The sequence below is a fragment of the Ktedonobacter sp. SOSP1-52 genome (assembly GCF_016587395.1).
Genome location: NZ_BNJH01000004.1, coordinates 1,255,751 through 1,279,412 on the forward strand (window position 1 = coordinate 1,255,751; position 23,662 = coordinate 1,279,412).

The 23,662-nt window shown below is 52.5% G+C and carries 24 protein-coding genes; 16 read left to right on the plus strand and 8 right to left on the minus strand.

All coding sequences use genetic code 11. The annotated features are described in order from the left end of the window. The first annotated feature begins 18 nt into the window (after nt 1-18). The 4 genes from murB to ftsZ all read left to right on the plus strand — a co-directional run bounded on the left by murB (nt 19) and on the right by ftsZ (nt 5,304). Nucleotides 19-1,041: a UDP-N-acetylmuramate dehydrogenase gene (gene murB, locus JMJ16_RS40585; RefSeq protein ID WP_201390757.1), complete on the plus strand. Its 1,023-nt coding sequence runs from the start codon at nt 19-21 to the stop codon at nt 1,039-1,041. After that, a complete protein-coding gene (locus JMJ16_RS40590; protein ID WP_201390758.1) occupies nt 1,038-2,258 on the plus strand; it encodes a cell division protein FtsQ/DivIB in 1,221 nt (406 codons plus the stop codon). Before murB ends, JMJ16_RS40590 begins: the two co-directional genes overlap by 4 nt. A 167-nt stretch (nt 2,259-2,425) precedes the next feature. After that, nucleotides 2,426-3,670, plus strand: coding sequence for a cell division protein FtsA (gene ftsA / locus JMJ16_RS40595; RefSeq protein ID WP_201369818.1), 1,245 nt, complete (start codon nt 2,426-2,428; stop codon nt 3,668-3,670). Between the two features lie 161 nt (nt 3,671-3,831). Next, nucleotides 3,832-5,304 carry a cell division protein FtsZ gene (ftsZ, locus tag JMJ16_RS40600; RefSeq protein ID WP_201390759.1) on the plus strand — a complete coding sequence of 491 codons (1,473 nt, stop codon included), beginning with the start codon at nt 3,832-3,834 and terminating at the stop codon, nt 5,302-5,304. An 87-nt stretch (nt 5,305-5,391) separates the two neighbouring features. Here the strand turns inward: ftsZ and JMJ16_RS40605 are convergent, their stop codons facing one another. The 5 genes from JMJ16_RS40605 to JMJ16_RS40625 form a co-directional block, all read right to left on the minus strand. After that, nucleotides 5,392-6,189 (minus strand): hypothetical protein, encoded by a 798-nt coding sequence (locus JMJ16_RS40605; RefSeq protein WP_201390761.1) that lies wholly within the window; start codon nt 6,187-6,189, stop codon nt 5,392-5,394. A gap of 164 nt (nt 6,190-6,353) precedes the next feature. Continuing rightward, a complete protein-coding gene (locus JMJ16_RS40610; protein WP_201390763.1) occupies nt 6,354-7,367 on the minus strand; it encodes a GAF domain-containing protein in 1,014 nt (337 codons plus the stop codon). Between the two features lie 167 nt (nt 7,368-7,534). Further along, the gene (locus JMJ16_RS40615) at nt 7,535-8,179 is read right to left on the minus strand and encodes an SCO family protein (protein WP_201390765.1); all 645 of its coding nucleotides are present in this window, start codon (nt 8,177-8,179) and stop codon (nt 7,535-7,537) included. A gap of 160 nt (nt 8,180-8,339) precedes the next feature. After that, nucleotides 8,340-9,248 (minus strand): heme o synthase, encoded by a 909-nt coding sequence (locus tag JMJ16_RS40620; protein ID WP_201390767.1) that lies wholly within the window; start codon nt 9,246-9,248, stop codon nt 8,340-8,342. 337 nt (nt 9,249-9,585) lie between these two features. Beyond that, a complete protein-coding gene (locus tag JMJ16_RS40625) occupies nt 9,586-10,188 on the minus strand; it encodes a TetR/AcrR family transcriptional regulator (protein ID WP_201390769.1) in 603 nt (200 codons plus the stop codon). A 142-nt stretch (nt 10,189-10,330) separates the two neighbouring features. On the opposite strand from JMJ16_RS40625, the gene JMJ16_RS40630 reads away from it, so the two are divergent. Further along, nucleotides 10,331-11,059, plus strand: coding sequence for an SDR family oxidoreductase (locus JMJ16_RS40630; RefSeq protein ID WP_201390771.1), 729 nt, complete (start codon nt 10,331-10,333; stop codon nt 11,057-11,059). A 32-nt stretch (nt 11,060-11,091) separates the two neighbouring features. Next, nucleotides 11,092-11,220, plus strand: a complete 129-nt coding sequence (locus tag JMJ16_RS40635) for an SDR family NAD(P)-dependent oxidoreductase (protein WP_201369810.1) — start codon at nt 11,092-11,094, stop codon at nt 11,218-11,220. A 209-nt stretch (nt 11,221-11,429) separates the two neighbouring features. Here the strand turns inward: JMJ16_RS40635 and JMJ16_RS40640 are convergent, their stop codons facing one another. From JMJ16_RS40640 to JMJ16_RS40650, 3 genes are read right to left on the minus strand one after another with little or no spacing between them, the layout of a single operon-like run. Continuing rightward, nucleotides 11,430-12,140 (minus strand): hypothetical protein, encoded by a 711-nt coding sequence (locus JMJ16_RS40640; RefSeq protein WP_201390773.1) that lies wholly within the window; start codon nt 12,138-12,140, stop codon nt 11,430-11,432. 23 nt (nt 12,141-12,163) lie between these two features. Beyond that, the gene (locus JMJ16_RS40645; RefSeq protein ID WP_201390775.1) at nt 12,164-12,529 is read right to left on the minus strand and encodes a hypothetical protein; all 366 of its coding nucleotides are present in this window, start codon (nt 12,527-12,529) and stop codon (nt 12,164-12,166) included. A gap of 60 nt (nt 12,530-12,589) precedes the next feature. After that, the gene (locus JMJ16_RS40650; RefSeq protein ID WP_201390777.1) at nt 12,590-12,826 is read right to left on the minus strand and encodes a hypothetical protein; all 237 of its coding nucleotides are present in this window, start codon (nt 12,824-12,826) and stop codon (nt 12,590-12,592) included. Between the two features lie 640 nt (nt 12,827-13,466). On the opposite strand from JMJ16_RS40650, the gene JMJ16_RS40655 reads away from it, so the two are divergent. The 10 genes from JMJ16_RS40655 (at nt 13,467) to JMJ16_RS40700 (ending at nt 23,466) form a co-directional block, all read left to right on the plus strand. Continuing rightward, a complete protein-coding gene (locus JMJ16_RS40655; protein ID WP_201390779.1) occupies nt 13,467-13,718 on the plus strand; it encodes a hypothetical protein in 252 nt (83 codons plus the stop codon). Nucleotides 13,719-13,838: 120 nt separating this feature from the next. Beyond that, entirely contained in the window at nt 13,839-14,105 is a 267-nt protein-coding gene (locus tag JMJ16_RS40660; RefSeq protein WP_201390780.1) for a hypothetical protein, read from the plus strand. A 252-nt stretch (nt 14,106-14,357) separates the two neighbouring features. Then, on the plus strand, nt 14,358-14,765 hold the full coding sequence (locus tag JMJ16_RS40665; protein ID WP_201390782.1) for a hypothetical protein: 408 nt from the start codon (nt 14,358-14,360) through the stop codon (nt 14,763-14,765). A 682-nt stretch (nt 14,766-15,447) separates the two neighbouring features. Beyond that, a complete protein-coding gene (gene coxB, locus JMJ16_RS40670; RefSeq protein WP_201390784.1) occupies nt 15,448-16,569 on the plus strand; it encodes a cytochrome c oxidase subunit II in 1,122 nt (373 codons plus the stop codon). A gap of 68 nt (nt 16,570-16,637) precedes the next feature. Continuing rightward, on the plus strand, nt 16,638-18,329 hold the full coding sequence (ctaD, locus tag JMJ16_RS40675; protein ID WP_201390786.1) for a cytochrome c oxidase subunit I: 1,692 nt from the start codon (nt 16,638-16,640) through the stop codon (nt 18,327-18,329). A gap of 15 nt (nt 18,330-18,344) precedes the next feature. Beyond that, nucleotides 18,345-18,680 (plus strand): cytochrome c oxidase subunit 4, encoded by a 336-nt coding sequence (locus JMJ16_RS40680; protein ID WP_201369801.1) that lies wholly within the window; start codon nt 18,345-18,347, stop codon nt 18,678-18,680. Nucleotides 18,681-18,707: 27 nt separating this feature from the next. Continuing rightward, a complete protein-coding gene (locus tag JMJ16_RS40685; RefSeq protein WP_201382435.1) occupies nt 18,708-19,349 on the plus strand; it encodes a heme-copper oxidase subunit III in 642 nt (213 codons plus the stop codon). A gap of 470 nt (nt 19,350-19,819) precedes the next feature. Beyond that, complete coding sequence (locus JMJ16_RS40690) at nt 19,820-20,233, plus strand: hypothetical protein (protein ID WP_201382437.1); 414 nt, start codon at nt 19,820-19,822, stop codon at nt 20,231-20,233. Nucleotides 20,234-20,630: 397 nt separating this feature from the next. Next, complete coding sequence (locus JMJ16_RS40695) at nt 20,631-22,592, plus strand: ATP-binding protein (RefSeq protein ID WP_201390788.1); 1,962 nt, start codon at nt 20,631-20,633, stop codon at nt 22,590-22,592. Nucleotides 22,593-22,818: 226 nt separating this feature from the next. Continuing rightward, on the plus strand, nt 22,819-23,466 hold the full coding sequence (locus tag JMJ16_RS40700; RefSeq protein ID WP_201390790.1) for a two-component system response regulator: 648 nt from the start codon (nt 22,819-22,821) through the stop codon (nt 23,464-23,466). Nucleotides 23,467-23,662: the final 196 nt, after the last annotated feature.

Sequence of the window (23,662 nt, forward strand, 5' to 3'; positions counted from 1 at the left end):
CAAAGGGAATCCAAACCTATGGCGTTCGATAAAGAGATAGCTTACAGTGTGTTGCAAGAGCGATTTGCGAGTGTGCGACGCGACGAACTACTATCGCGTCACTGCACCTTTGGCGTGGGTGGACCGGCGGACATCTGGATCACACTGGAGACAAAAGAAGACCTGGTCGACCTGGTAAACGAGTGTGCGCAGAGGCGCTGGCCGCTTCTCTGTCAGGGAAATGGCACCAATGTTTTGTATGCCGATGCTGGAGTGCGTGGAATTGTAGCGCGTATCGCTTTAAATAACTATCGCATTGAAGAGCGTGGCGACGGAACGGCGCTATTGACCGCGGGGGCTGGCGTGAGCTGGCCGAAATTGCTCAATGAACTGGCGACCCTGGGCTGGGGTGGACTGGAGTTTGGGCCGGGTATCCCGGGAACGCTGGGAGGTGGCGTCATTAGTAACGCGGGCGCGCATCACAGCAATATTGGCGAGGTTTTGGAATGGGTTGAGGTGTTGGACGCACGTGCCTGCGAGGAGCAGTCTGTTACTGCCACTATCGAGCGCTACCAACACGCAGAGTTGGACCTGCGCTATCGTCATAGTCGTTTCCGCGCTCAGCGCCGGGTGCAGTTCGACGAGCAGGGTCAGCCCCTGGCGGCCGACCGGCGCTTTATTGAGCCTGCTGAGATCATCATGCAGCTGGGTGTGCGTCTGCACCGTGCTGACCCGGCGGCCCTGCGTGAAACGATCAACAGCTACAAGCAGCATCGCAAGCAGACGCAGCCCCCTCAGCAGAGCGCGGGCTCGGTCTTCAAGAACCCAGAAGGAGACCACTCGGGTCGTCTGATTGAGGCAGCTGGCTTAAAAGGCTTCACGATAGGCAAGGCGCAACTATCAGAGCGCCACGCCAACTTTATTGTCAATCTTGGTGGAGCGAAGGCAGAGGATGTAGCGGCGCTCATACGAGAAGCTCATAAGCGCGTGCTAGAGCAGTTCGGCGTCGACCTGGAAATGGAGGTCGAACTGCGTGGTGAGTGGAAGGTTTCAACATCATGACACACAAACGACAACTACCAGAGCAGATGGCTACACACATCTATAAGCGAGCAGCCGTCAAACGGATGGAAGGGAGTTATGGTAGGTATGAACGCGATGGTAGAAGCGCACGCAACGCGGAACAGCCTGTAGAGAGGCCGGTCGTGTTGCAGCGCGTTGTCACAATACCGGAGTCCGATCCTTCGGCGGCATGGAATGCCTTTGCAAGGAGGCAGGAGCGGCTGAGAAGGACGAGAGCAAAGCAGCCTCAGTCGTCGAGCGTACAACAGCGGGTTGCTCCCCGGACCTTTGCCAAGACGGGGTCCTGGGCTACAGGTGGGCGCATGAAGAGTATGCAAAGGCGCGTCCCGGACCCTCTATCCAGGTCGGTGCCCGTACGAAGCGGGCGCCGTAGTGGCCGGCGCGGTTTTCTCTGGAGATTAGTCAGTATTATTGCGGGTCTTCTTATCCTTATTATAGCTTTGAGCTTCACATTCACGAGTAGCGCGTTTCGTGTTGAACAGGTGCAGGTCGTAGGAACGCATAATGTCGCACTGGTTCAGGCCATTCAGAGGCAAGGGGTACAGGGGCAGAATATCTTTCTGTTGAATACCCCGGCCTTTGAGGCACAGGTCGAGAACTTGCCTCTGGTACGTTCAGCGCAGGTCAATAAGCAATGGCCGAACCAGTTGACCGTCACAGTGCAAGAGCGTACTCCGCTCTTGCTGTGGCGGACGGGTCGGGAGACCTATAGCATCGACAGTGACGGTGTCTTGATGGCTCGGGCCAGTGATACACCCAGCAGCGATGCGCTCCCAACTGTCACGGCGCCACTGACAGTCATTGCTCAGGGGAATGTGAAGTCTGGCAAGGTAACGGGTGGTGAGGGAATACAGGTGGGCATGCGAGTGAATGCCAATGAGATTCATTTTGCAAAAGACGTGTTTGAGCGTTTACCAAAGATAACTGGTATCAATGCTTTTCAATTACGTTACGATGGTACAATGTATGCTAATACTATTGATGGGCGGGGAACGCAGGGACGCAGTAAAGGCTCGTATGTAGTAGAGAGCCAGGATGGTTGGAAGGCTTATCTAGGAGATGCGGATGACACCAACTCGTTGGAGAATCGGCTTTTGACATTGAAGGCCATTTTGGATATGGCCAGGGAGCAACAACTGTCACTGGCCAGTATTGACCTTCGTTATGGGCTGCGTCCAGTGTATACTCTTAAGTAAATGCCAGCCAGTCGCGTGGCAGTAAATTGAAATGGATTGAGAGCGAGGCTATGAGGAAGCAACGGAGCGTGGTGCATGTGGCAGTGAAAGTGGTGGTTTACTGCCAGAGCGAAAATCATCGTTGTAGTGCGTCTCACAGTTGTACCGCCCAATAGGAGCGTAAAATCGTGCAAGAGCGGGTGATCGTCGGAATTGACGTTGGAACAACAAAAGTCTGTGTCCTGGTTGGCGAGCTTGATCGTGACGGGAAGCTGAACATTGTTGGCGTTGGCACCTGCCCTTCGCAGGGCTTGCGCCGCGGAGTGGTGGTAAACATAGAAGAGACTGTTACCTCTATCGCGGCATCGTTAGACCGTGCGGAGCGCTTGTCGGGGAAGAAGATCTCCGCCGCCTATGTTGGTATAGCGGGTAGCCACATTGATTCACAGAACAGCAAGGGGTTTGTCGCCATCTCGCCAAATCATCGTGATATTGTGCAGGATGACATCAGCCGGGCTATTGAGATCGCGCAAGCGATAGCGATCCCCGCCAACCGTGAAGTAATCCATGTGATACCCAGGGGCTATGTCGTGGATGGCCAGGAGGGCATTAAGAACCCGATTGGTATGTCAGGTTTCCGCCTGGAAGTTGAGACCCATATTATCACGGGTGCCGTCTCTTCGATCCATAATTTGATTAAATGTGTGCATCGCGCGCATGTAGATATTGAAGACCTGGTTCTGGAGCCGCTGGCCTCAAGCGAGGCTGTGCTTGCCGAAGGCGAGACCGACCTGGGTGTGGCCCTGGTCGATATTGGTGGCGGCACCACGGATATTGCTATCTTTGCGGATGGAGCTATCTGGCAGACGGTTGTCCTGGGGGTCGGCGGGAATCACATTACCAGTGATATCGCGATTGGGCTGCGTTTGCCGCCCGCGGTTGCTGAAGAGTTGAAGATTACATATGGGCATTGTGATCCTGATAGCATCGATGAAGACGACATGATCGACCTGTCACAGTTTATGCCCGATTGCAACGACCTGGTCCCGCGGAAGTTGCTGGCGCAGATCATTCAGGCACGTGTTGAAGAGCTATTTGGCATGGTGCATGAAGAGATCAAGAAATCGGGTTATGATGGCTTGCTGACGGCTGGCATTGTCATTACGGGTGGGTGCGCGGAACTACCCGGTATTCTAGATGTTGCGGCACGTACACTGGATATTCCAGCGCGTATAGGGACTCCTTTGGGGATGCACGGACTGGCTGATTCCATTAGCCGACCGGCATATTCAACGGCGGTTGGCCTGTTATTGTGGGGGTTACGTCATACCTCACTCATGATTGATGAGGATGATGGGTATGGAGATGGATCAGCCGATATTAAGTCGCGCTTTAGTTTTCTTGGGCGCCTGGTGCGTGCATTTTTTCCTTAGACTGAGTTTTTACATACTTCTTATTCGAAAACCCTGAGCGCGAAGCGCTAGGCACGCCAGTGACGTTGGGTTTCGGAATAAGATCTTTGAGAATGGTGTAAGAGAAAAGTGTTTCTCGTCCGTTCTACCTAGTAGAGACTCGAAAGGGGGCCACGAAACGTATGTTACCTATGGACAATGAACAACTCGAAGGCTTTGCTCAGATTCGCGTTATTGGAGTGGGTGGAGGCGGCAGTAACGCGGTCAATCGCATGATACAAGCCAACATGACCGGCATCGAATTTATTGCTATTAATACTGATGCTCAGGCACTACTACGCACGGATGCGCCCATGCAGATCCACATTGGTCAAAAACTGACGCGTGGCCTCGGAGCTGGTGGAAACCCTGGTGTCGGGTGCAAGGCCGCAGAAGAGAATGCGGAAGAGATCTACGAGGTACTCAAAGGCTCCGACATGGTGTTTATCACGGCTGGAATGGGTGGTGGAACCGGAACGGGCGCCAGTCCGGTTGTGGCACAGATCGCGCGCGAACTTGGCGCGCTCACAGTCGGCGTGGTGACGCGTCCCTTCTCCTTTGAGGGGAAGAAGCGTCAACTCTCGGCTGAGGAGGGCATCGCTAGCCTGAAGCAGCATGTCGATACCCTGATTACCGTGCCCAATGATCGCCTGTTACATATCGCGGATAAGCGCACCCCGCTCTCCGAGGCATTTAAGCTTGCGGACGACGTTCTGCGTCAAGGTATTCAAGGTATCAGCGACCTGATTACCGTTCCAGGTTTGATCAACCTGGACTTCGCCGACGTCAAGACGATTATGTCTTCCGCTGGCTCGGCACTCATGGCCATTGGTGAGGCCGGGGGAGACGCGCGCGCGGTCGAGGCGGCGCAGATGGCGATTGCCAGCCCCTTACTGGATATCGATATCAGCGGTGCGCGTGGTGTGCTCTTTAACATCACAGGCGGCCTGGATATGACGCTCTTCGAGGTCCACGAGGCGGCTGAGATTATCAGCCAGGCTGCGCATCCTGACGCGAATATTATCTTTGGCGCGGTGCAGGATCAGCACTTCGATGGCAAAATGAAGATCACCGTCATCGCTACTGGTTTCGATAGCAATACAGTGGTGCGTGGGGCTTCAACCAGCTACCCCGTCGCGCAGCCGCCTGTGCGCAACGAGCCGCGTCCACACTACACGAACTCGGGCATGTCGGCCGCGAACAAGGAGGAGAAATCCTCGCGCTTCGCTGAGGTCGATATGCCACCTGTAACGCCGCCCATCTCGGTAAACCTGCCCAACCAGGTGGCCGGGCCTATGGCTGGCGAGCGTAGTGTGAGGCGCAATGAGAGTCCAGCGTATAACTCGTTGCCACCTGTGGTTCCTGCCACGCGTGAGCCAGCGGGCGTGTTGCCCGAGGATGAGGAGGACGAAGAGGACTATCCTTACGATGAAGAGCCAGTCAATCCCACTCAGGGGCGATTGCCTGTGCCTCAGCCGGAGGATCAGCCAGTGCAGCCCAGGGTGATTCAGCGCAAGGTGCGCGGGCTCAACCCGGAGCTAAATCGGGGAAGTCGCAATGCCCCTTCTGGGGATGTAATCGATATTCCCGCCTTCCTCCGCCAGCGCCGTACATAAGACAGTCACATAGAAGAAATAAAAATGAGATGTCCCTGGCAGCCACAGGCTGCCAGGGACATCTCATTTTTATTTCTTCTTATAGAACTAAGCGTTGCGTGTCTTTCCGAGGTTACCGGGAATCTCTTTGTTCAGGCCAATGTGATTGACCACAACCTTGACGCCGGTAATGCCGACCATCTCGCGCTCCAGAGCGTATTTCATCTCTTTCTGAGGTACATCACCGTAAAGGTGCAGGATGTAGTTCTCAACCAGAATCGAGATGTTTTGCGCACCCTCAAGCTTGCCCTTGGCGCGCATGGCGTCGAGGCGCTGATAGGCTGTACGCAGGATCGAGTCTTCAGCGATCATGAAGTTTTTCACTTCCAGCACACCAGGAATTTGGCGTAGCTCATTGACGAGCTCATCGCGCTGAGACTCCATTTCCACCTTACCATAGAGTGCCAGGGTCACGCCCTCGCTATTCTCGCCCTCTAGCTCCACCTTCGCCAGGTGAGTGCTATAGGCGGTGCTGCTGACTGTTACCGAGCGCTCTGCGATTTCACGTGCACGTGTCAGAATGTCCCGCGCGCCCTCGCTGGTAATTTGCATGGGAGTTGTGGACGTTTCATGGTGGGAATGTCCCGCCATGGGGTCTTCTAATGCCCAGCCCATAATGCCAACGATGATGAAAGGTGCGCCAATAATTGCAAGCAAGGGGCTATCCGGTAGGCCGAGCAATCCCGCGACGGTCACCAGGATAGCGGCGCTCAGGACAAGCGGCCACAGGCTGGGACTTGGCAGATGGATATGCTTTTCGGCCTCGGTCACTTCTGCCTCTTGCGACACCCCAAGGTCTTGTTCGTTATCGATGATAAGCTTGGTGCCTTGAAGAGAAGTATCCATAGGCTTTTCTCGCTTTCCTCCAAGAGTAATAAGAACCATGAGGACATAATTTTCCATCATTGTCCTAGAAGTAAGCATACCAAATCTGCCGATTTCGCGCAAGCAGATGGGGGATTGCACGGCCTGGGAGCTCGCTTTGTAAGGAGAGTGTAAGGTGTGAGCTATCAGGCCTCTTCCCAGGCCTGGTGGAGTAGGCGACTCTCTATCTCCTGCCAGGTACGCAACTCCGCCACCGGGCGTGTAAGTGGCTCGCCCTGCTGCTGAGCCTGAATCATAGTCTGTGTTACCTGGAGCTGGAAGTTCGCGATAGAGCTTTGCTGTCTCTGGATAGGAGGCAGTAGGCCCAGGTCGAGATCCTGAATCCGGTAGAACTCATGAGATTCAAAGGCCAGGGTCAGGAGTTCGGCGTAGTGAATGGCCAGGTCCAGGCAGGTCGAGGCGAAAAAATGAGGTTGGGTACTGGCGATTGAGAGTACACCCGCTACGCGATCAGCTCGGACGATAGGCAGGCCAATAATACTCTCCTCCAGCGCGGTAGCGTGGGCTGGAAAGAGGCGCTGTCTCTCGTCGCGCGTCTGGATCGCGATATAATGGCCACGAAGCGCCGCCTGTCCGATAAGCGATTCCGCACCGAAAAAGACGGTCTGGTTCTCATGATTATTCCAGGGAGGTGTGCCACGTCCAAAGGTAGTACGCAGGCTGTGTATCCGAGGCTGCTGAACATCAGATAGGATAACTGGTGATTGCGAGGGAACACATTGCGCGATACAGACCTCCATTCCATTTTGTGTGGGATCGAGATGGGCCAGAATTTGCTGCAGGATGGCGATACAGATGGCCGATGAACGTAGGAATAAGGAGCTAGTGGTATGAATGTTAAGCACACGTGTATAGAAGTTCGAAGGAATAAGGGGCGCAATATCTTCTTGCCATGCCTCCTCCTCGGCGAAGAGGTGAGGATATTCGCTGGTAATTAGCTCAATCAGTTGCTGGCGCTGCGTGGGAAGCACATCAATCAGCTGGCGCAAGCTTTCTGCGCGTGGTTTCGACCTGGCTTTAGCCCAGCGCGTGAGAGTAATCGGATTTACTCGCAACAGGTCGGCGATGCGCTGGCGTTCCTGCGCATCGCTGATGATTTGTCCTAGCAGGCCTCGCCAGGTAGATGTCTCTTGCGTCATAACTTTGTTATCCCTTGCGCGTCTGCGTATCTTACGCCTTCTTCTTTCTTCTCCATGGATTTGCCATGTAAAAGCATACCGTATTGATTGATACACGTCAATAAGTAGAGAGTGTGAAAAGCGGCGGCCCCTCAGTCGAGGGGCCGCCGCTTTTCACACTCTCTACTTTATTCGCTGAGGAGTTTTTTCAGGTTGCTGGCTAGCTGATCGGGGGTAAAGCTGGTGTCCTGGAAGACGCGCTCGTGGCCCTGCTTGTCGAGGACATAGATGCCAAGGCTGTGATCGGCGGTGTTCCCATTGCTGTTCGCATAGACGTGGTAGTTGCTCCAGACAGGAGAGAGCTGCTGGCTTGAGCCAGTGAGAAAATGCCAGTTGCTCTGATCCAGGCTATGGGCCTGGGTAAAGTTGGAGGCCGCCTGAGGCGTGTCGTTCTGGGGATCTGTACTGATCGCAAGCATGGTCACATGGCTGGCATCGTTTCCCAGGAGTTGGAAGGTTGAATGCAGCTTCTGAGCTTCCAGAGGACACTGATCGGGGCAGCGCGTAAACATGAAGGTAACCACGACTGGCTGGCCTTTAAAATCAGCGAGCGAGACGGTCTTTCCATGCTGGTCAATCAAGGTAAAACCGGGAGCGGTAGCGCCGCCCAGGTCTGTCCCCTGAAGTCCCGAAGTGGTGACAGAGGGGGTGTCTATCGAGCTCGCCTTATCGGCTGAGACCCGCTGATAGACCAGGACAAAGATAACGACCAGTACGGCCAGGCTTAAAACTGAAAGGCGTGAGGCTAGACGCCAGTTCCATCGGATACTCATAGCTTCTCTCAACTGTCCTTACTGACTAACATGATATGCAAGATAGCACAAACGGGGTCCAGGGGCAGTGCCCCTGGCGGGGTTTGGGGTGTCCCCAAATTCTTTTTCCTCTTCGCCGCCGCAGGCGGCCGAAACGAACTTGCACATCGCGTTAACGACTCTAGAAGTGAATGACCCGGTCAATGACTGCGACAGCGAAGATAAGCGCGAGATAGCAGTTGGAGTACCAGAAGATCGTACGCGCCCACTTCCTCGATGCGTCATCATTGAGCAGGCGGACCGCCATATAGACCAGGATGCCACCCAGGATCAGTGAGCTGAACAGGAAGATGTAACCCATGGCGCCCATAAGGAAGAGAATCGTGGTCACCGCGACCAGGAGCAGCGAGTAGAGCAGAATCTGCTTGCGTGTCTCAGTTTCGCCCATCAAAACCGGGAGCATGGGGACTTTCGCCTTCTCATAGTCTTTCTGAATCAGCAGCGAGAGCGCCCAGAAGTGGGGAGGCGTCCAATAGAAGATGATCGCAAAGAGCCAGATGGCTGACAGGGAAACTGAATTGGTGACAGCAGCCCATCCGACCAGGACCGGAACTGCGCCCGCGGCCCCACCAATCACGATATTTTGCGCGGTGGTACGCTTGAGGCCCAGTGTATAGATGAAGACATAGAACAGAATCGCCGAGGTCGCCAGAACGGCGCTAAGCAGATTAACGAGGCCCCAGAGCAGGAAGAAGGAGCCAACCCCGAGGATAATGCCAAAGATCAAAGCCTGCTGTGGCTGGACGCGGCCAGCGGGCAGAGAACGGCGTTGCGTCCGCCCCATGACCTGGTCGATGTCGCGATCAATATAGCAGTTGATGCAGTTTGCGCTCCCAGCTGACATAAAGCCGCCCAGCAGGGTTCCAAGCGTAATGCCCAGGGGAGGGAGTCCGCGTACCGCGATAGCCATGGTCGCGGCTGTCACGCCCAATAGCAGGACGGTGACATGTGGCTTTACCAGGTTGATATAAGCGGAAAGTGTCGCGCGCCAGGCTGGCTGTGCGGCGAGAGTGGTATTGGATTGTGACACAATAATCTCCTCATTAGCGCGCGGTCACTTCAGGAACCGCAATCAAATATGGAACAAGACCGCCGCTCACGCGAGGCGGTAATGGCTGTATATTGCTGTCGTAAAGTATAGTTTTTAAAATTGTTTAGAGCCAGTGCTGCATATCTCATTGTCGGTCTTGCTCCTGATAGGCTCCTTGCAAGCAATGAATGCCACCTTACAAACACCTGAAAGGTTGAAGAATGATGGGCAAAGTTCGCCTCTGGTTGAAAAAACTCTTTGCCTCTCTCTATCGGCTCATCTATCACTCTTATACAATTCCCATTTTATACAATTCCCATCTTTCTCCCCTTATGTGCTACGCTTCTGGTCTCAAGCGGAGAATCAACGTGACAATTTCTTTGGCGAACGCATCATCCAGTGGCTTAGGATACAAGAGAAAGCGATACCATTTTGCTCCATAAATCAAGTCCGCGAGCACATCCAGGTTGGTATCAGCAGCCAGCTCACCTCTTTGCATTCCTCGTTGCAAGAGCTCAACCAGCTCTTGCTTTCGTGGTACGATGAACATGCGCTGAAATTCACGTGCAAATTCTGGGTCCAGTTGTGCCTCAGCCGTCATCCCACTCAATGCGGTTCCCGCTTTCCCTTGCAAGCCTGCGAAAGAATGCTCAAAGTAGGTCAGTAAATCTCCCTCCAGGGAGCCAGTATCTGAAAAAGGCGTATGCTCCTCGGTATACACAGTCAGTGCTTCAAGCGTCACGAACGCTTTGGAAGACCACCAGCGATAAATGGTCTTTTTCCCCACGCCTGCCCTCGCGGCAATCGCTTCAATCGTCATGGCACGATAGCCCTCCTGGGAGAGCACCTCAATTGTCGCTTGCAAGATGGCCTGATGGGCCTGATCGCTGCGGCGGCGGCCAGGCCCGCTTGTTTCTAATGGCCTCCCCTGCTCAAACATTACTCTTCCCTCCTCTAACATTATCCCCTTGACTTATACGATACGTATCGTATACAATTGCTATTGTCAATATGACACGCCGCGTATCGTTTATTGTAGCAGATGCTGGAGAGAGAAACCAGCATGAAAAAGAGGAAATCAAATGGACTTGAGGGATCAGCGCATTGTGATTCTCGGCGGAACGTCCGGGATTGGACTGGCAACGGCTCACCTTCTGGCTGAGGCCGGGGCGAATATCATTATCGCCGGGCGCTCGCTGGAAAAAGTGACAAGGGCGCTCGCCGCTCTTAAAGGCTCTGTCACCGGTGAGGTCGTAGACGCAACCTCGCGTGAAGAGACGCGCAACTTCTTCGACCGCATTGGTACCTTTGACCATCTTGTCCTGACTTTAGCGAGCAACGTAGGAGCGGGAGAGTTCCGCACGCTTGATTTTGATATGCTTCGTCAAGGGTTTGAGACCAAGTTCTGGCCGCAATTGATCGCGGCGCAGGCCAGTCTCGATTTCTTACGCAAGGATGGCTCTCTGACTATCGTCAGTGCTATCACGGCTCACACCGCTTTCGCTGGTGCATCCGGATTCGCGGCCGTCAATGGGGCGTTGGAAGCCATAGTTCCCACACTTGCACTGGAATTGCAGCCCTTGCGTGTCAACGCCGTTGCACCCGGAGGGATCGCAACTCCTTTCTGGGGTGATTTCCCGGAGGAAATGCGCGAGGCATTCTTCGCGCAATCCGCAGCTATCACTCCGGCTAAGCGCATTGGACGCCCAGAGGATGTGGCCCAGGTCATTGCTATGCTGATTAGTAACACGTTTATAACCAGTACGATCATTGATTGTGATGGAGGAGCGCGGATCAGGTCATCCTGGTAATTGAGGAGCGCATCTCTCAAAGAGGGCAGACCATGAAACCCATTGCACAACAAACCATTTTGATCACCGGATCAAGCGACGGGCTCGGAAAACAGACGGCATTGGCCCTGGCAAAGCAGGGAGCGACCGTACTGCTTCACGGGCGCGACCAGCAACGATGACTCCAACAACTTAGCGAACAACTGACCGGGTTATCCGACCTGCAAGTACTGTAAGTGAAAGAGGAAATTGATCCCAACCAGGAGCTGACTTTTCAGCTCCTGGTTGGGATCAACCGCCCCGGCGTAACTCTGGATGCATTGACTTTAGACTTTCCATCCAGGTGGAATAAGCTTAGGTGTCAAGGATGGTAGCTTGTTTATTTCGACAGTCAGCTCACAGGTACATTAGCAACAATTTGTGTCTGATTCACAATGTAGGGAAAACCGTTGTGACAGTCAACCATATATCTTTCGATCAGGTCCTTGAAGAATATCTGCTCTGACGCTGTAGCGTGCTTTGAGGCGTTTTTGCGATAGGTAGGATTTTTGCCGGGAGGAAGGATGTGTATGATTTCTCCCGTATATTGATTTTCTCGCACCTGGATGGTAACCCTCTCTCCAAGAGGAAGCTTCCCATTGCCGAGCGGACCAAAGAGTTGGAGAAACTGCTCATGACTTCCATCAAATTTATAATGTTCGTAGACACGATGCCCATCTTTGAGCGATTCAATGACCGGGACACGCTCACCCGTTTCCATCGTTATAACCCAGAGTTGTAAAAATGCCTGGGGTTGTAGGACCTCGATAGGAGACCATATGAGCGCCTTCAGACTTGATGGAGCGTGAATAGCCTCTAGAGCAGCATGTTCGAAGAGCTTCATTTGTATCTGGCGCAGGATGTCATCGCTCGCACGTTGGCTAAGGACTTGAAGGGTCGAGATGTTAATACCGTCTACGTTTACCGGAGCCTGCATGCCCAGATATTGCCAGTCAATAGCATCGAGTGTGATGTAGAATTCTTCACAAAGAGTAGTAATGCGCCTGGCCTGGTGAGAGGCTTCTCGCTGCTCTTCAACACTGTTTTGGCGTGTGTAAGTCATGCCTATGGCTCCTTTATTTATTATTAAGCGTCTGCATCAGTCTCTATTTGGAGTCTGCGCCGCCGTTGTTCCTTGCTCCAACGTGTCAGGAGCAGGGTTTCGCCTTCATTTTTTTGCTCAAAGAATACGCTCGCGATATCAAAATCTGTCTGGTAGCCAAGAGCTATATAGTCGGGACTCTCTGTACATTGAAGCCATTCCGCAAGTTTCTTCTGCGCGCATTCCTCACAGAGAAAGTGAAAGAGTGTTCGCCCCTGTTCATCACGAAGCTCATACTCAAAGACGGGAACCTTTTGCTTGCACCTGAAGCAGACGCGGTCCCACAAGTTAGCATTTTTGGTATAGCGCTTGAGGCTCCAAACAAGCGTTCCTGTTGGCATTCGTCTCATCAGCTTCTCTTTCCTCTGAAGGAAGCCAGGCAGTGGTGTGGTGTCATGTCTGTTTCTGCATCATATCAGGACCTGGCTGTAGCGTTGTGCCTTCTCCCAAAGACGCTCGGATGGATTAAGGGCATCACCTCTTTCCGGGATCAGGCGCCCTTTGGTGATCAACAGGCGACAATTTGCCCGGTGAAATTGATCTCGCGGGTTTTCTCCTGCAAAGACATCCTGCACATAGTGATATCCCGAATTATTGGTCCGAGTGATCCAGATACCTTCGGTCTGGTCGAGGGTGGGTATGGCCATTGGCTACTCTCATTTCTTTGTAAAGGCGCGTTTGTTTTCATGAAGACGAGCAAAGATAAAACAAATGGAACATTCCTGCTCCTTCGATGTTTTACATTCTCTCGGAATGGGTGATGAAAAATTGCCAGAATAGGTGGAAGGCAGACGATAACATGCGGGAAAAGTTTTCTACGCGGAACAGTTCTCATCAATGTATGACCCTACTAGTATACAGTATTTTTAAAAAAATTACAAATGAAAAGCCTGTATAATTTAGACAATTTGAAAAATAATTTTTCAAACAAGGCGTAAAAAGATGTACTAATGGCCTGCCTGCTGTATACATAAGAGCGCTTACAATGCGCTCTTCTCAGGAGACGCTCTTTTCTCTTACCCTCGCTTATGCAGAAAATCAACTTCTATTTTTGTCCGGATTTTCGATTATCAGTGCTTTGCACTCTATATAAAGTCTACTTCGCTCTATTTATTTTGACTTATACCTCTTCAATTATTGGTATTGTGTTTTGGGATAAAAAGATGTATAATGAATAGATGATATACACATCGTGATACCTGCTCTCTCCTTCAGCTATAAACGAAGCCGGAAGAGATGTGTTGTGGTTTCCTCACTTAAGAGCATCTCTTTAGAATCACCTCTTATATGGCTCCTGAAAAGGAGCACAACATCGAAAAAGCGAGGACACCTTTGGATAAACAACAACTTCATACACTTGCGCTTCAAGCGAGCGGTGAATACCTGATGAGTCACATCGCGGGTGTAATGGAGATGGTTCAGGATCAACGTGAAGAACACAGTGAGCCGCGACTAGATGAAACCATGCTCATTGCCATAGAAGCACAGGTTAAAGATATTGCAGAGAAAATTACGCAACAAGCCAAAGACAACTCATAGGAGCACAAACTTGAAGAAGGAAGAGCGGTGATCCTCTTTCCTCTATCTTAAATAGTTGTACTACCTGCTCCAATGCGTAATCTCTCCGAAAACACCTGCGAGCACTAGAAAGGGGTATGTATGAAAACCTTTAGGACCCTGTTTCTCGAAATCTGTTTGCAGATGAAGTGGCTCGCTAATACCCATCACACCACACTCATGCAGCATACGATGATTCAGCAAAAAATAGGCCGACTGTGTTACCAGGCGGAAAAAGACTTGCATGTGTCAGATGTGTCTTTGCTGAAGGATCTGCTCAATGTGCAAGAAGATGAGTGGAGCATCTATAAGCAGATGTATCGAGATGGCTTATTCATGAGAATTGGCGAAAATATGCAGCCTGTTTGAGCAGGTAACTCTCGCACACTGTTGCTGACAAAATAGTGAGGAGGAAATACTGATGTCATTACCCATAATTTTGTTACTCTTCTGCTTGCTAGCTCTTGGTCTCTTTTGTTACAGAAATGTCCAGAGTTACTTAAGGAGACGAGCAAGCGAGAAGAGGCGCACTATGTTTCGTGACAGAGTCTAGCGAGATCTCCTCACATGGATAATGTGGTTGCCTTTCATGGTGCCTGGTAGTAGAAAGCGAGCTGCTTCTTGTCGAAATCTATTCCAAATACCTCTCTAGAAGAGAGCCAGCCAAGCGATTTTCTCGTACATATCTCGTATGAATGCATCCTGCAAGAACGGGCGAGGGAGTTCGACTCCTACATCTACGAAATTGCCTGTAGTATTGCGTATCCCGCGACGACGGGACACCTTTCGCTGCGAATTACAGGCGCGAATTCCTATCGGCGAAGCAATATCAAAGAGGTTCCAGTTACATATCACGAACACGGAGCCACGACCTATGTTGAGCTCTTTGAAGATGAGCAGTTAGAAGTGAGGATTATTACCTTGGATGGAATTTACAGTAAGGCCATTTATGTTGCGCGCAAACAAGAACTGTGCGAGCAATATGCAAGGCAACTCACCTCTAACCTTCAGAAGATGAAGTGCTCGTAATTTTCTTGACTTGCACCTCCTAAGCAAATGGGCGAACGTCGTCATTCATTACATGGCGACGTGTCTTCTTGTGCTCTCTCACAGGGAATTTTTGGTTTTCATCAAATGGAAAAGTAGGACAACCGCTAGACAGGTCAACCGTGCGGATTTTCAGAGTTTTTTGAGGATTGGCAATCCATTTAGCTGTCAGTAATGGACCTTAAAGAACGTGGAAAAGGGCTTGAAACGGCTTAGGAAGCGGATTGAAAGTTTTTGTTAGACTGTACAAATTGTGTTATAGTATGTAGCGGAGAAGAGCACCTTGAGGGGTACCGACTGAAGCGAAATGAGCTTTTACTATCTCTCTCTACTCTTTCTAATATAGACGACAGATATTAAGAAAAAGCCATTGGGATTACGTGTTTTGTGCTAGTCCCACTGGGATGATCAATCCATGGTGTCCTCTGACATGTCCCAACCTATGCTGCCACCTGGTGCTACACATTGTTACACAGCCTCTCAAGCGAGCGCGGCCTCTGTTACACGTGGTTTTATTCAGGTTCCTGTAAGGTGGTTTTTAGGGACTGCAAGCTACCTGTTAGGGTGGCTCGCTACACTTGGACAATAAAATGGAGAGAGTGTCGACGAAAAGAGACATTATCGTTCATCGTCAAACTACGTGTTAGGAGATTTAGACGTGAGGATGCCTTTATTTCGTAGGCCAAAGCGTTGGGCGAGCCTTGTTGCCGGTCTCGCTTTGACCTCGATACTGTTGACCGCTTGTGGTGAAAACTCGCCCTCGATCCTTGATCCGGCGGGCCCGATTGCCAGAAGCGAGAGCAATGTTTTCTGGATTATTCTCATAATTGCCGCGGTTGTATTTGTAGGTGTAGAAGGTGTCTTGATCTACTCTACAATTCGCTTCCGCGAGCGCCCTGATTCGCCCACCCCGCCACAGATCCACGGTAATACTACCGTCGAATTGATCTGGACTATTATTCCAGCGGTTGTCTTGCTGGCGGTGTTGAGTGTTACTATCAAGGGTATTTTCGACGTCGCCACGCCACCAGCCAATAGTAACAAAACAATTGAGGTGACGGCGTATGGACACCAGTGGTGGTGGGAATTCTACTATCCAGAGTATAAGATGACCACCGCGGATACATTGGTGATTCCGCCCCATACCAATGTGCATGTGAAGCTGTACTCAAACAACGTTATCCACAGCTTCTGGGTGCCAGCGCTGACTGGTAAGACCGACGTCATCCCCGGCCACGATAACGAGAAGTGGTTTAGCGCGGATACGGCGGATAAGACCTATGTGGGTATCTGCGCCGAGTACTGCGGAACGCAACACGCGAACATGCGCTTTGATGTTAAAGTCACGCATGACAACAACGACTTCCTCTCATGGGCACAGTTGCAGCAGCAGGCGGCCGCCGTTCCTGCTCCTGGTAGCTTGGAGGCGAAAGGCCAGGAGGTCTTTAAGAACCAGTGCACCACCTGCCATGGTATCGTTGGTGTCAGTCAGAGCACGCCCTATCTACAGGATCCCAATCCCGTTGGGCGCTGCGATGATCCACAGAACGCGAACGGTTGTCTGATTGGTCCAAACTTGACGCACTTCGGTAGCCGTCACCTGATCGCTGGCGGTGTGCTGGACTACAATGCGCAGGATTGTAATCCTGGTGGTGACCTCAGCAACTGTAACCTGGCGAAGTGGATCTCTGATCCCCAGAAAGTCAAACCTGGCAACGATATGTCGGTGAACGTCGACAAGTCGGATCTGCCGGCTCTGGTGGCTTATCTGGAAAGCCTCAAGTAGCATGCTTATAAGCATAACTGGCCCGTCTACCTCACTTGTGGGGCTAGACTCGTTGGAGGGAATTATTCATGGCTACTAGCACTATCAATGATAGGGCTACAACAGTAGTTCGTGAGCGATCATTCAGTGAATCTTACCTGGGTGAATGGCTCACGACGACCGATCATAAAAAGATCGGCATCATGTACATGGTTACTGCCTTCTTTTTCTTCCTGGTGGGCGGTCTAGAGGCTCTCTTGATCCGTACACAGCTGGCAGTACCCAATGGCAAAGTCATCAGTCCTGAGACCTATAACCAGATCTTTACCATGCACGGTACCACGATGATCTTCTTGTTCGTGATGCCGATGATGGCGGGCTTTGGTAACTATGTTGTGCCGCTGATGATGGGCGCGCGCGACATGGCCTTCCCGCGTATGAACGCCTTTGGCTTCTGGATTCTGCTCTTTGGTGGCATTTTCCTACAGTCGAGCTACCTGTTCAACGCCGCGCCTAATGGCGGTTGGTTCATGTACGCTCCCCTGAGCCTGACCAAGGATGCTTGCGGTATTCACGCGTACAACTGTACACCTGGCATGAATGCCGATTTCTGGATTCTGGGTACCACGCTGCTGGGCGTATCCTCGATCAGCGGTTCATTGAACTTCGTGGTAACCATCCTGAAGATGCGCGCGCCTGGTATGAGCATCAACCGCATCCCGCTCTTTTCGTGGATGATCCTGGTCATGTCCTTCCTGCTGCTGTTTGCTCTGCCTAGCCTGACGACCGCCAGCGTCTTCCTGCTGCTGGACCGCCACCTGGGCACGCACTTCTATCAGTATGCATATGGCGGTGACCCGCTACTCTGGCAGCACTTGTTCTGGTCGTTTGGCCATCCCGAGGTATACATCCTGATCCTGCCGGCCTTTGGTATCACCTCTGAAATCTTGCCCGTCTTCTCGCGCAAGCCGATCTTTGGTTATACCTTTATCGCCTGGTCAGGTGTGGCTATCGGCTTCCTGAGCTTTACCGTGTGGGCACACCACATGTTTGCCGTTGGTCTGCCACCTGTCGCGCAGGCGTTCTTCGCCTCCAGCACAGCCCTGATCGCTCTGCCAACCGCGGTAAAGATTTTCAACTGGCTGGGTACGATCTACAAAGGTAAGTTGAGCCTGAAGGCACCAATGATCTTCTCGCTTGGCTTCATTGGTATGTTCCTGATTGGTGGCTTGAACGGTGCCGCCCTGGCCGTCGTGCCTTTCGACTACCAGATCACCGACACCTACTTCGTTGTCTCGCACATCCACTACGTGCTCTTCGGCGGTAGCGCCATGGCTATCTTCGCGGGTATCTATTACTGGTTCCCCAAGATGACCGGCAAGATGATGAGCGAGAAATTGGCGCAGGTTCATTTCTGGCTGCTGCTGATAGGCATGAACCTGGCGTTTTTCCCCATGCACCTGTTGGGCCTGCTGGGCATGCCCCGCCGCGTCTACACCTACCCGGGCAACCTGGGTTGGAATGAGCTGAACCTTATGGCGACGATTGGCGCCTTCATGGTTGGCCTTGGTGTCATGGTCTTCGTCTTCAATTTCTTCAAGAGCTTGAAGAATGGCAAAGAGTCTGGTAGCGATCCATGGGATGCCTTCACCCTGGAGTGGGATACAACCTCTCCTCCGAAGAAGTACAACTTCCTCACCATCCCCGTGGTCCGCAGCCGCCGTCCATTCTATGACAAGAAGAATCCTGAGATTGCTGACTGGAAGTCGGCTATTCACTAGAGGTACAGTAGCACCATGACCAAAGCCAAACAATTGGACAAGAAGCGCGAGAAGTCCGCGCAGCCAGAGACACAATCTGCACAGGTTGTGGCAGCACCAGCGGAACAGGAGCAGGAGGAGGTTACGCCTCCTCAGGCTGCTGAACAGCCAGCGAAGGGCGCAGTCAAGAAGCGCAAGAAGGTCGTGCCAAAGGAAGAGGATTTGATGCCTCGTTCTAGCATCTGGCCGCTTGTGACCACGGTCGCGATCTCTCTCATTCTGGTTGGTTTCGTCTTTCAGCCGATTGTCTGTGGTCTCGGCGTGGTGCTGCTCATCGGTTGTATCATAGGATGGATCTACGAGCGTAGATAACGAGAACATGGTTAGGGAGTTCATAATATGAGCGTTGTTCACGGCGAGCAGGTCAGGTCGCTAGAGGAGCATGTTGAAGTAGGACGCAGCATGAACTGGTGGGGTATGATCCTCTTCATTTCCTCTGAGGCGCTGATCTTCGCGAACCTGATCGCCGCGTACCTCTACCTGGAAGTGCGTGGTTTACAGATTAAAAACGGTCTCTGGCTCTTGCCCTCGGGCGAGCACCTGGACTGGAAGTTCCCTTTGATTAACACTGCCTTCTTGTTGGCAAGTAGCTTCCCAGCAATTATTGCACGCAAGGGCATCGTCAAAGGTAATAAGACACAGTTGATTGCGGGTCTGGCGGGTGCGATTATCCTCGGACTTGTCTTTCTGGGTGGTCAGGTGTATGAATACTTTAATCTCTACACTGCCGATCACTTTACGATGCAGACTAAGGCCTTTGGCTCGGCCTTCTTCACGTTGACCGGCTTCCACGGTCTGCATGTCACCATTGGTATCATCTTCCTGACGATCTGTCTGATTCGTGCCATTCGCGGCGACTTTACCGCCAAGAAGCACTTCGCGGTCGAGGCCGCCGAGATGTACTGGCACTTCGTCGACATCGTCTGGATCATCGTCTTTAGCACAGTTTATCTGCTGCCCCTGCTGATGATCAAAGGCTAATCTCAATCGAGCAAGCCAAGAGAAGCAAAACAAGCCTGGTATCCTTCAATGGATGCCAGGCTTGTTTGTATCTTCACAGGACTTCTCGCGCCTACAGGGCTCACAGGAGTAAGAGGATGTGGGATGGAAATGCCTGCGGCATTTCCATCCCACATCCTCTTACTCCTGCGAAGCGCCGCAGGCGCAGAGAGCGCCTGGTGAGGTGTACATTCACCAATGAAGCTACACTGATGTTGCAGGCGGAATGTGCTACAATTGGTGGAGAGTAAAAAGAGAGTCGGTGAGAGAAACAACCTTTGTAGGTTATTGTGTCGCTTACAGGCCCGCGTTATGCTTGTAAGAGTGGAGAGAGAAATTACTCTACGGGATAAGAGGAGGGGTTCCTCTTCTGCCTCCTCCCGCAGAGGCTATTAAGCGAGCGAGCAATTGTAGAGCGAGAATGATTGGTAATTGGAAGGACGAATAGGCGAATGAAAGAGGCTATGCGTCGAGCCAATACTTCACAGCCGCTGGAGAAAGAGGGTTCGCGCACGCGGAGTATGCGAGTGAAGCATTGTTCAATCTGTACCCAGCGTATCTGGTTTGAACCTTTGACGGTGCTTGAACCGGAGGATGCGCCTGAGCCTCGTCGCTCCTGGACCCTGTGTAAACATTGTTATAACGCTCTAGTGACTGAGCTAAAACGCTCCAAGGTGCACTCACCACTACGTGTGCGTGTCGCTGTTGGCCTGGTTGCCGCTGAGCGCTGGCCACTGGCCTATCCCACGCGCCTGCATATGTATGTCAATGACCGGCGCTGGATTGCCATTCTGGGCTTTGGCTTCTTCATTTTTATGATTGTCCACCTAGTCTTTTTGGTCTTGATCGCGGGCATCATTAAATAGAGCACCTCTCCCCATAGATGCTAACCCAAGCGCGTGTTTCCCCATCCTTGCCTTCTTAGACGGAAACCAACCCCCATTCTGGGGCACAGCGGCCGCGCTCAGGTTTCCGAAAGGTCGTATCTGGTTGAGTGGCAAAAAACAGTTTTTACGCCTCAACCAGATACAATGCCTCATGCTTCAAAGCCCTGATTCAAAGTCCTACTCTCCTGGCAAGATCGAATTTTTTTGCTACAATATGAGCAATTACTAAAGTTCAGAGATGGCTACTTCTGATCCGAAACCCCTGAGTGCGAAGCGCTAGTCACGCCAGTGACGTTGGGTTTCGGAATAAGATTTTAGTAGAGACAGACGGGAAAAGGAAGCTTTGACCTGATCCCCCGATGGGAGAAGCGCATTTATGACCCACGATGGTTGGTGGACAGAAGACGAGAAAGCCACGGTGACGCATAGCCCAATGTCGATGGAAAATCTTAACCATAACCTTGACATTGTGCCCGCCGCCTTTACCAAGGAGTATCATATCCTCTCCGAGGTGTGCTCAAGCATGAGCAGCGGCTTTATGCTGCTTAATCAGCAGCGTGTCATCTATACAAATCAGAGCGCACTCCGCCTGCTACAAATCAGGAAGCATGATTTGATCTCACCCGATGACTTCAATGTGCGCGAGCATCTGTTGTCGATTTCGGCTGATCGCAGGCTGGCACATACCGAACTGGATCGCGTCTGGCGTCATCCAGAGCAGGAATATGCAGCCGATGTCGCCCTGGCGGACGCGGCTGTGCGCTGGCTGCGTATTCGTACCTTCCCTGTCCATGACCGGCGTGGCTCTCTCCTGGGTCGCGGTCTGCTCTTCGATGATGTGACTCTGGAGCGTTCGGCGCTTGAGGCGCAGGGGGAGACCCTGGCCCGCGCCGCGCATGAACTCAAGACCCCCCTGGCCGTGATCAAAGGCTGCGCGACCACCCTGTTGGGTAGCTCGGCGCGCTGGGACCCGGCGATGCAGCGCGAGATGCTGCAAATGATCGATACCCAGTCGGATCGTCTCTACGATGTACTTAACACCCTGCTCGATGTCTGGCGCCTGGATGCAGGTATGCAACCGTTACGACTCACCCAGGTGCAGATGCCAGAATTGCTCTCGCAACTGGTGACGCGCTGGCAGAAGCAGGCTCCCTATCATCGCTTTGTGTTGAGTCTTCCTCCCGATCTATCCCCGGTGATGTGTGATGCTGTGCGCATAGAGCAAACGCTCAACCATCTCCTTGATAATGCACTGAATTACTCCGCTCCCAACTCGGTCGTGAGTGTTCGCCTGGAGACCAACGAGGTTGAGATGCGGATTGGCGTGATCGATGAAGGTATAGGAATTGCTCCCGAGCACCTGGAGCGCATTTTTGATCGCTTCTATCGTGGATCGCAAGGCGATGAGCAGGCTGGCGGTAGTGGGCTGGGCCTGGCCGCGGCACGTTCAACCATTGAAGCACATGGCGGTCGTATCTGGGCTGATTCAATAGGCGAGGGCCAGGGAGCCAGTTTCTACTTTACTCTGCCCCTGGCGCCACGTATCGAGACCGCAGCGGTGCCCCAACGTACGCGCATAAGCGAGGTTGCGGAGCCAGTCACAGGTCCACTTGGGGCCGTGCGTCCAGCGCTCCTGCGCCAGGATCGTCGCGTTTCTGTGTTGCTGGCTGAGGGCGATGCGCGTATGGCACGTTACCTGCGCGCGAATCTGGAGGAGCAGCAGTATCGCGTGCATACGGTTAACCACGGCGTGCAGTTCCTGCGCCAGATCGACCTGGAAGAGCCAGATATGGTCCTGCTGGCGACGCGCCTGGCGGATATGAGTGGCATCGAGCTGCTCCAGCGCCTGCGCGAGTTCTCCCAGGTACCCGTCATTATGCTGAGCGATGAGTGCGACGAGGACGAACGCGTCCAACTGCTCGACCTGGGGGGCGATGACCTGGTACTCAAGCCCTTCGGTATGAAGGAGCTTATGGCGCGCGTGCGGGCCGTGCTACGACGACGTTCCGCTGTACGCGAAGAGCCAACCCAGCAGGCTGTGTTCCGTACAGGTGAACTGGTCATTGATCATGCGCAACACCTGGTAACCGTTGAGGGTAAGACTATACAATTGAGTCGCACCGAGTACAAGTTGCTGAGCGTGCTGGCCCAGAATGCAGGCATGGTTGTCACCCACGAATTGCTCCTGGAGAAGGTGTGGGGGCCAGAGTATAATCGTGACATCGATTTTATCTGGGTCTATATCAGCCGCCTGCGCCGCAAGGTTGAGAGCGATTCGCGTCGCCCGAAGTATATAGTGACCGTCCCCGATGTTGGCTACAAACTCATGAAGCTGTAATACAAAAGAGAAGAAAGAGGCCAGTCCTGAGCATTGCTCAGGACTGGCCTCTTTCTTCTCTTTTGTATTACAGCTCTATACCTGTTTTGATGTATTCAGGTTACTGTAAGGTGAATACCCTAGGTAGTTAAGGTATTGTTATGTGGATTGGGTATGCTCTCTATAAGAAGCAATGTTATTTTGCAATGGGTCTTCGCGCAAGGTCTTGCAATTTGGAGGAGCATACATGTACGCATCGTCGGGAGAGCAACCACACGTTCTCCTCATTGAGAGCGATCTTTGCTTACGCCGCCTGATTGCTATTGGTTTACAGAGCCAGGGCATACAGGTGAGCGAGATGACGCAGATATCTAGGGCGCTTCCTCTGCCAGAGAAACGCCAGCCCGATCTGATTGTGGTCGATGTCGATGGTGGAGTACACCGTAACTGGAACTTGCTGCGTACTGTCCAGGAACTGCCTGATCTGTGGCAAACTCCCACGATTGTGCTATCCTGGGAACAAGCAGAAAGCACTCCCTCTGCTCTGCTCGCGGCTCCCCTTGCCGGGCAGGAAACTCCCCAACCCATCTATGTGACCAAGCCCTTTGACGCTCGCGTGCTCCACCAGGCTGTGGGGCGTATTCTGCATGAGCAAGAGGCGCGGAAAGCGGTCGAGGAGGCTCAGGCGGAAGAAATTTTACTGGCTGCCTACACTCGTCACTCTGCCCCCAGTCTGATGCCTATGCTCACCGCCGCTGGCCTGCTCCTGGTCGTCATTGGCCTGCTCTTGCTCCAGGTTGCCCTGAGTGCGGCTGGATTTCTTATAGTAATAGTTGCCTTGCTCTACTGGACGCTGGGCGGTCAGAAGGCCAGCCCACAGATTGCTAGTGCTTAGCAAGTGCTACTTCCCTCTTTCTACTCTCATGAGTGAGAGCGTAACGAACGTAGACGTTAAAACGTGTATATTACGTCTCACATCAGGACTTCTCGCCACTACGTGGCTCGCCTGAGTATGGGAGGTAGTGTGTGATGAAGCCCTGGCAGCCAATGGCTATCAGGGCTTCATCACACACTACCAGGACGAATGCCGC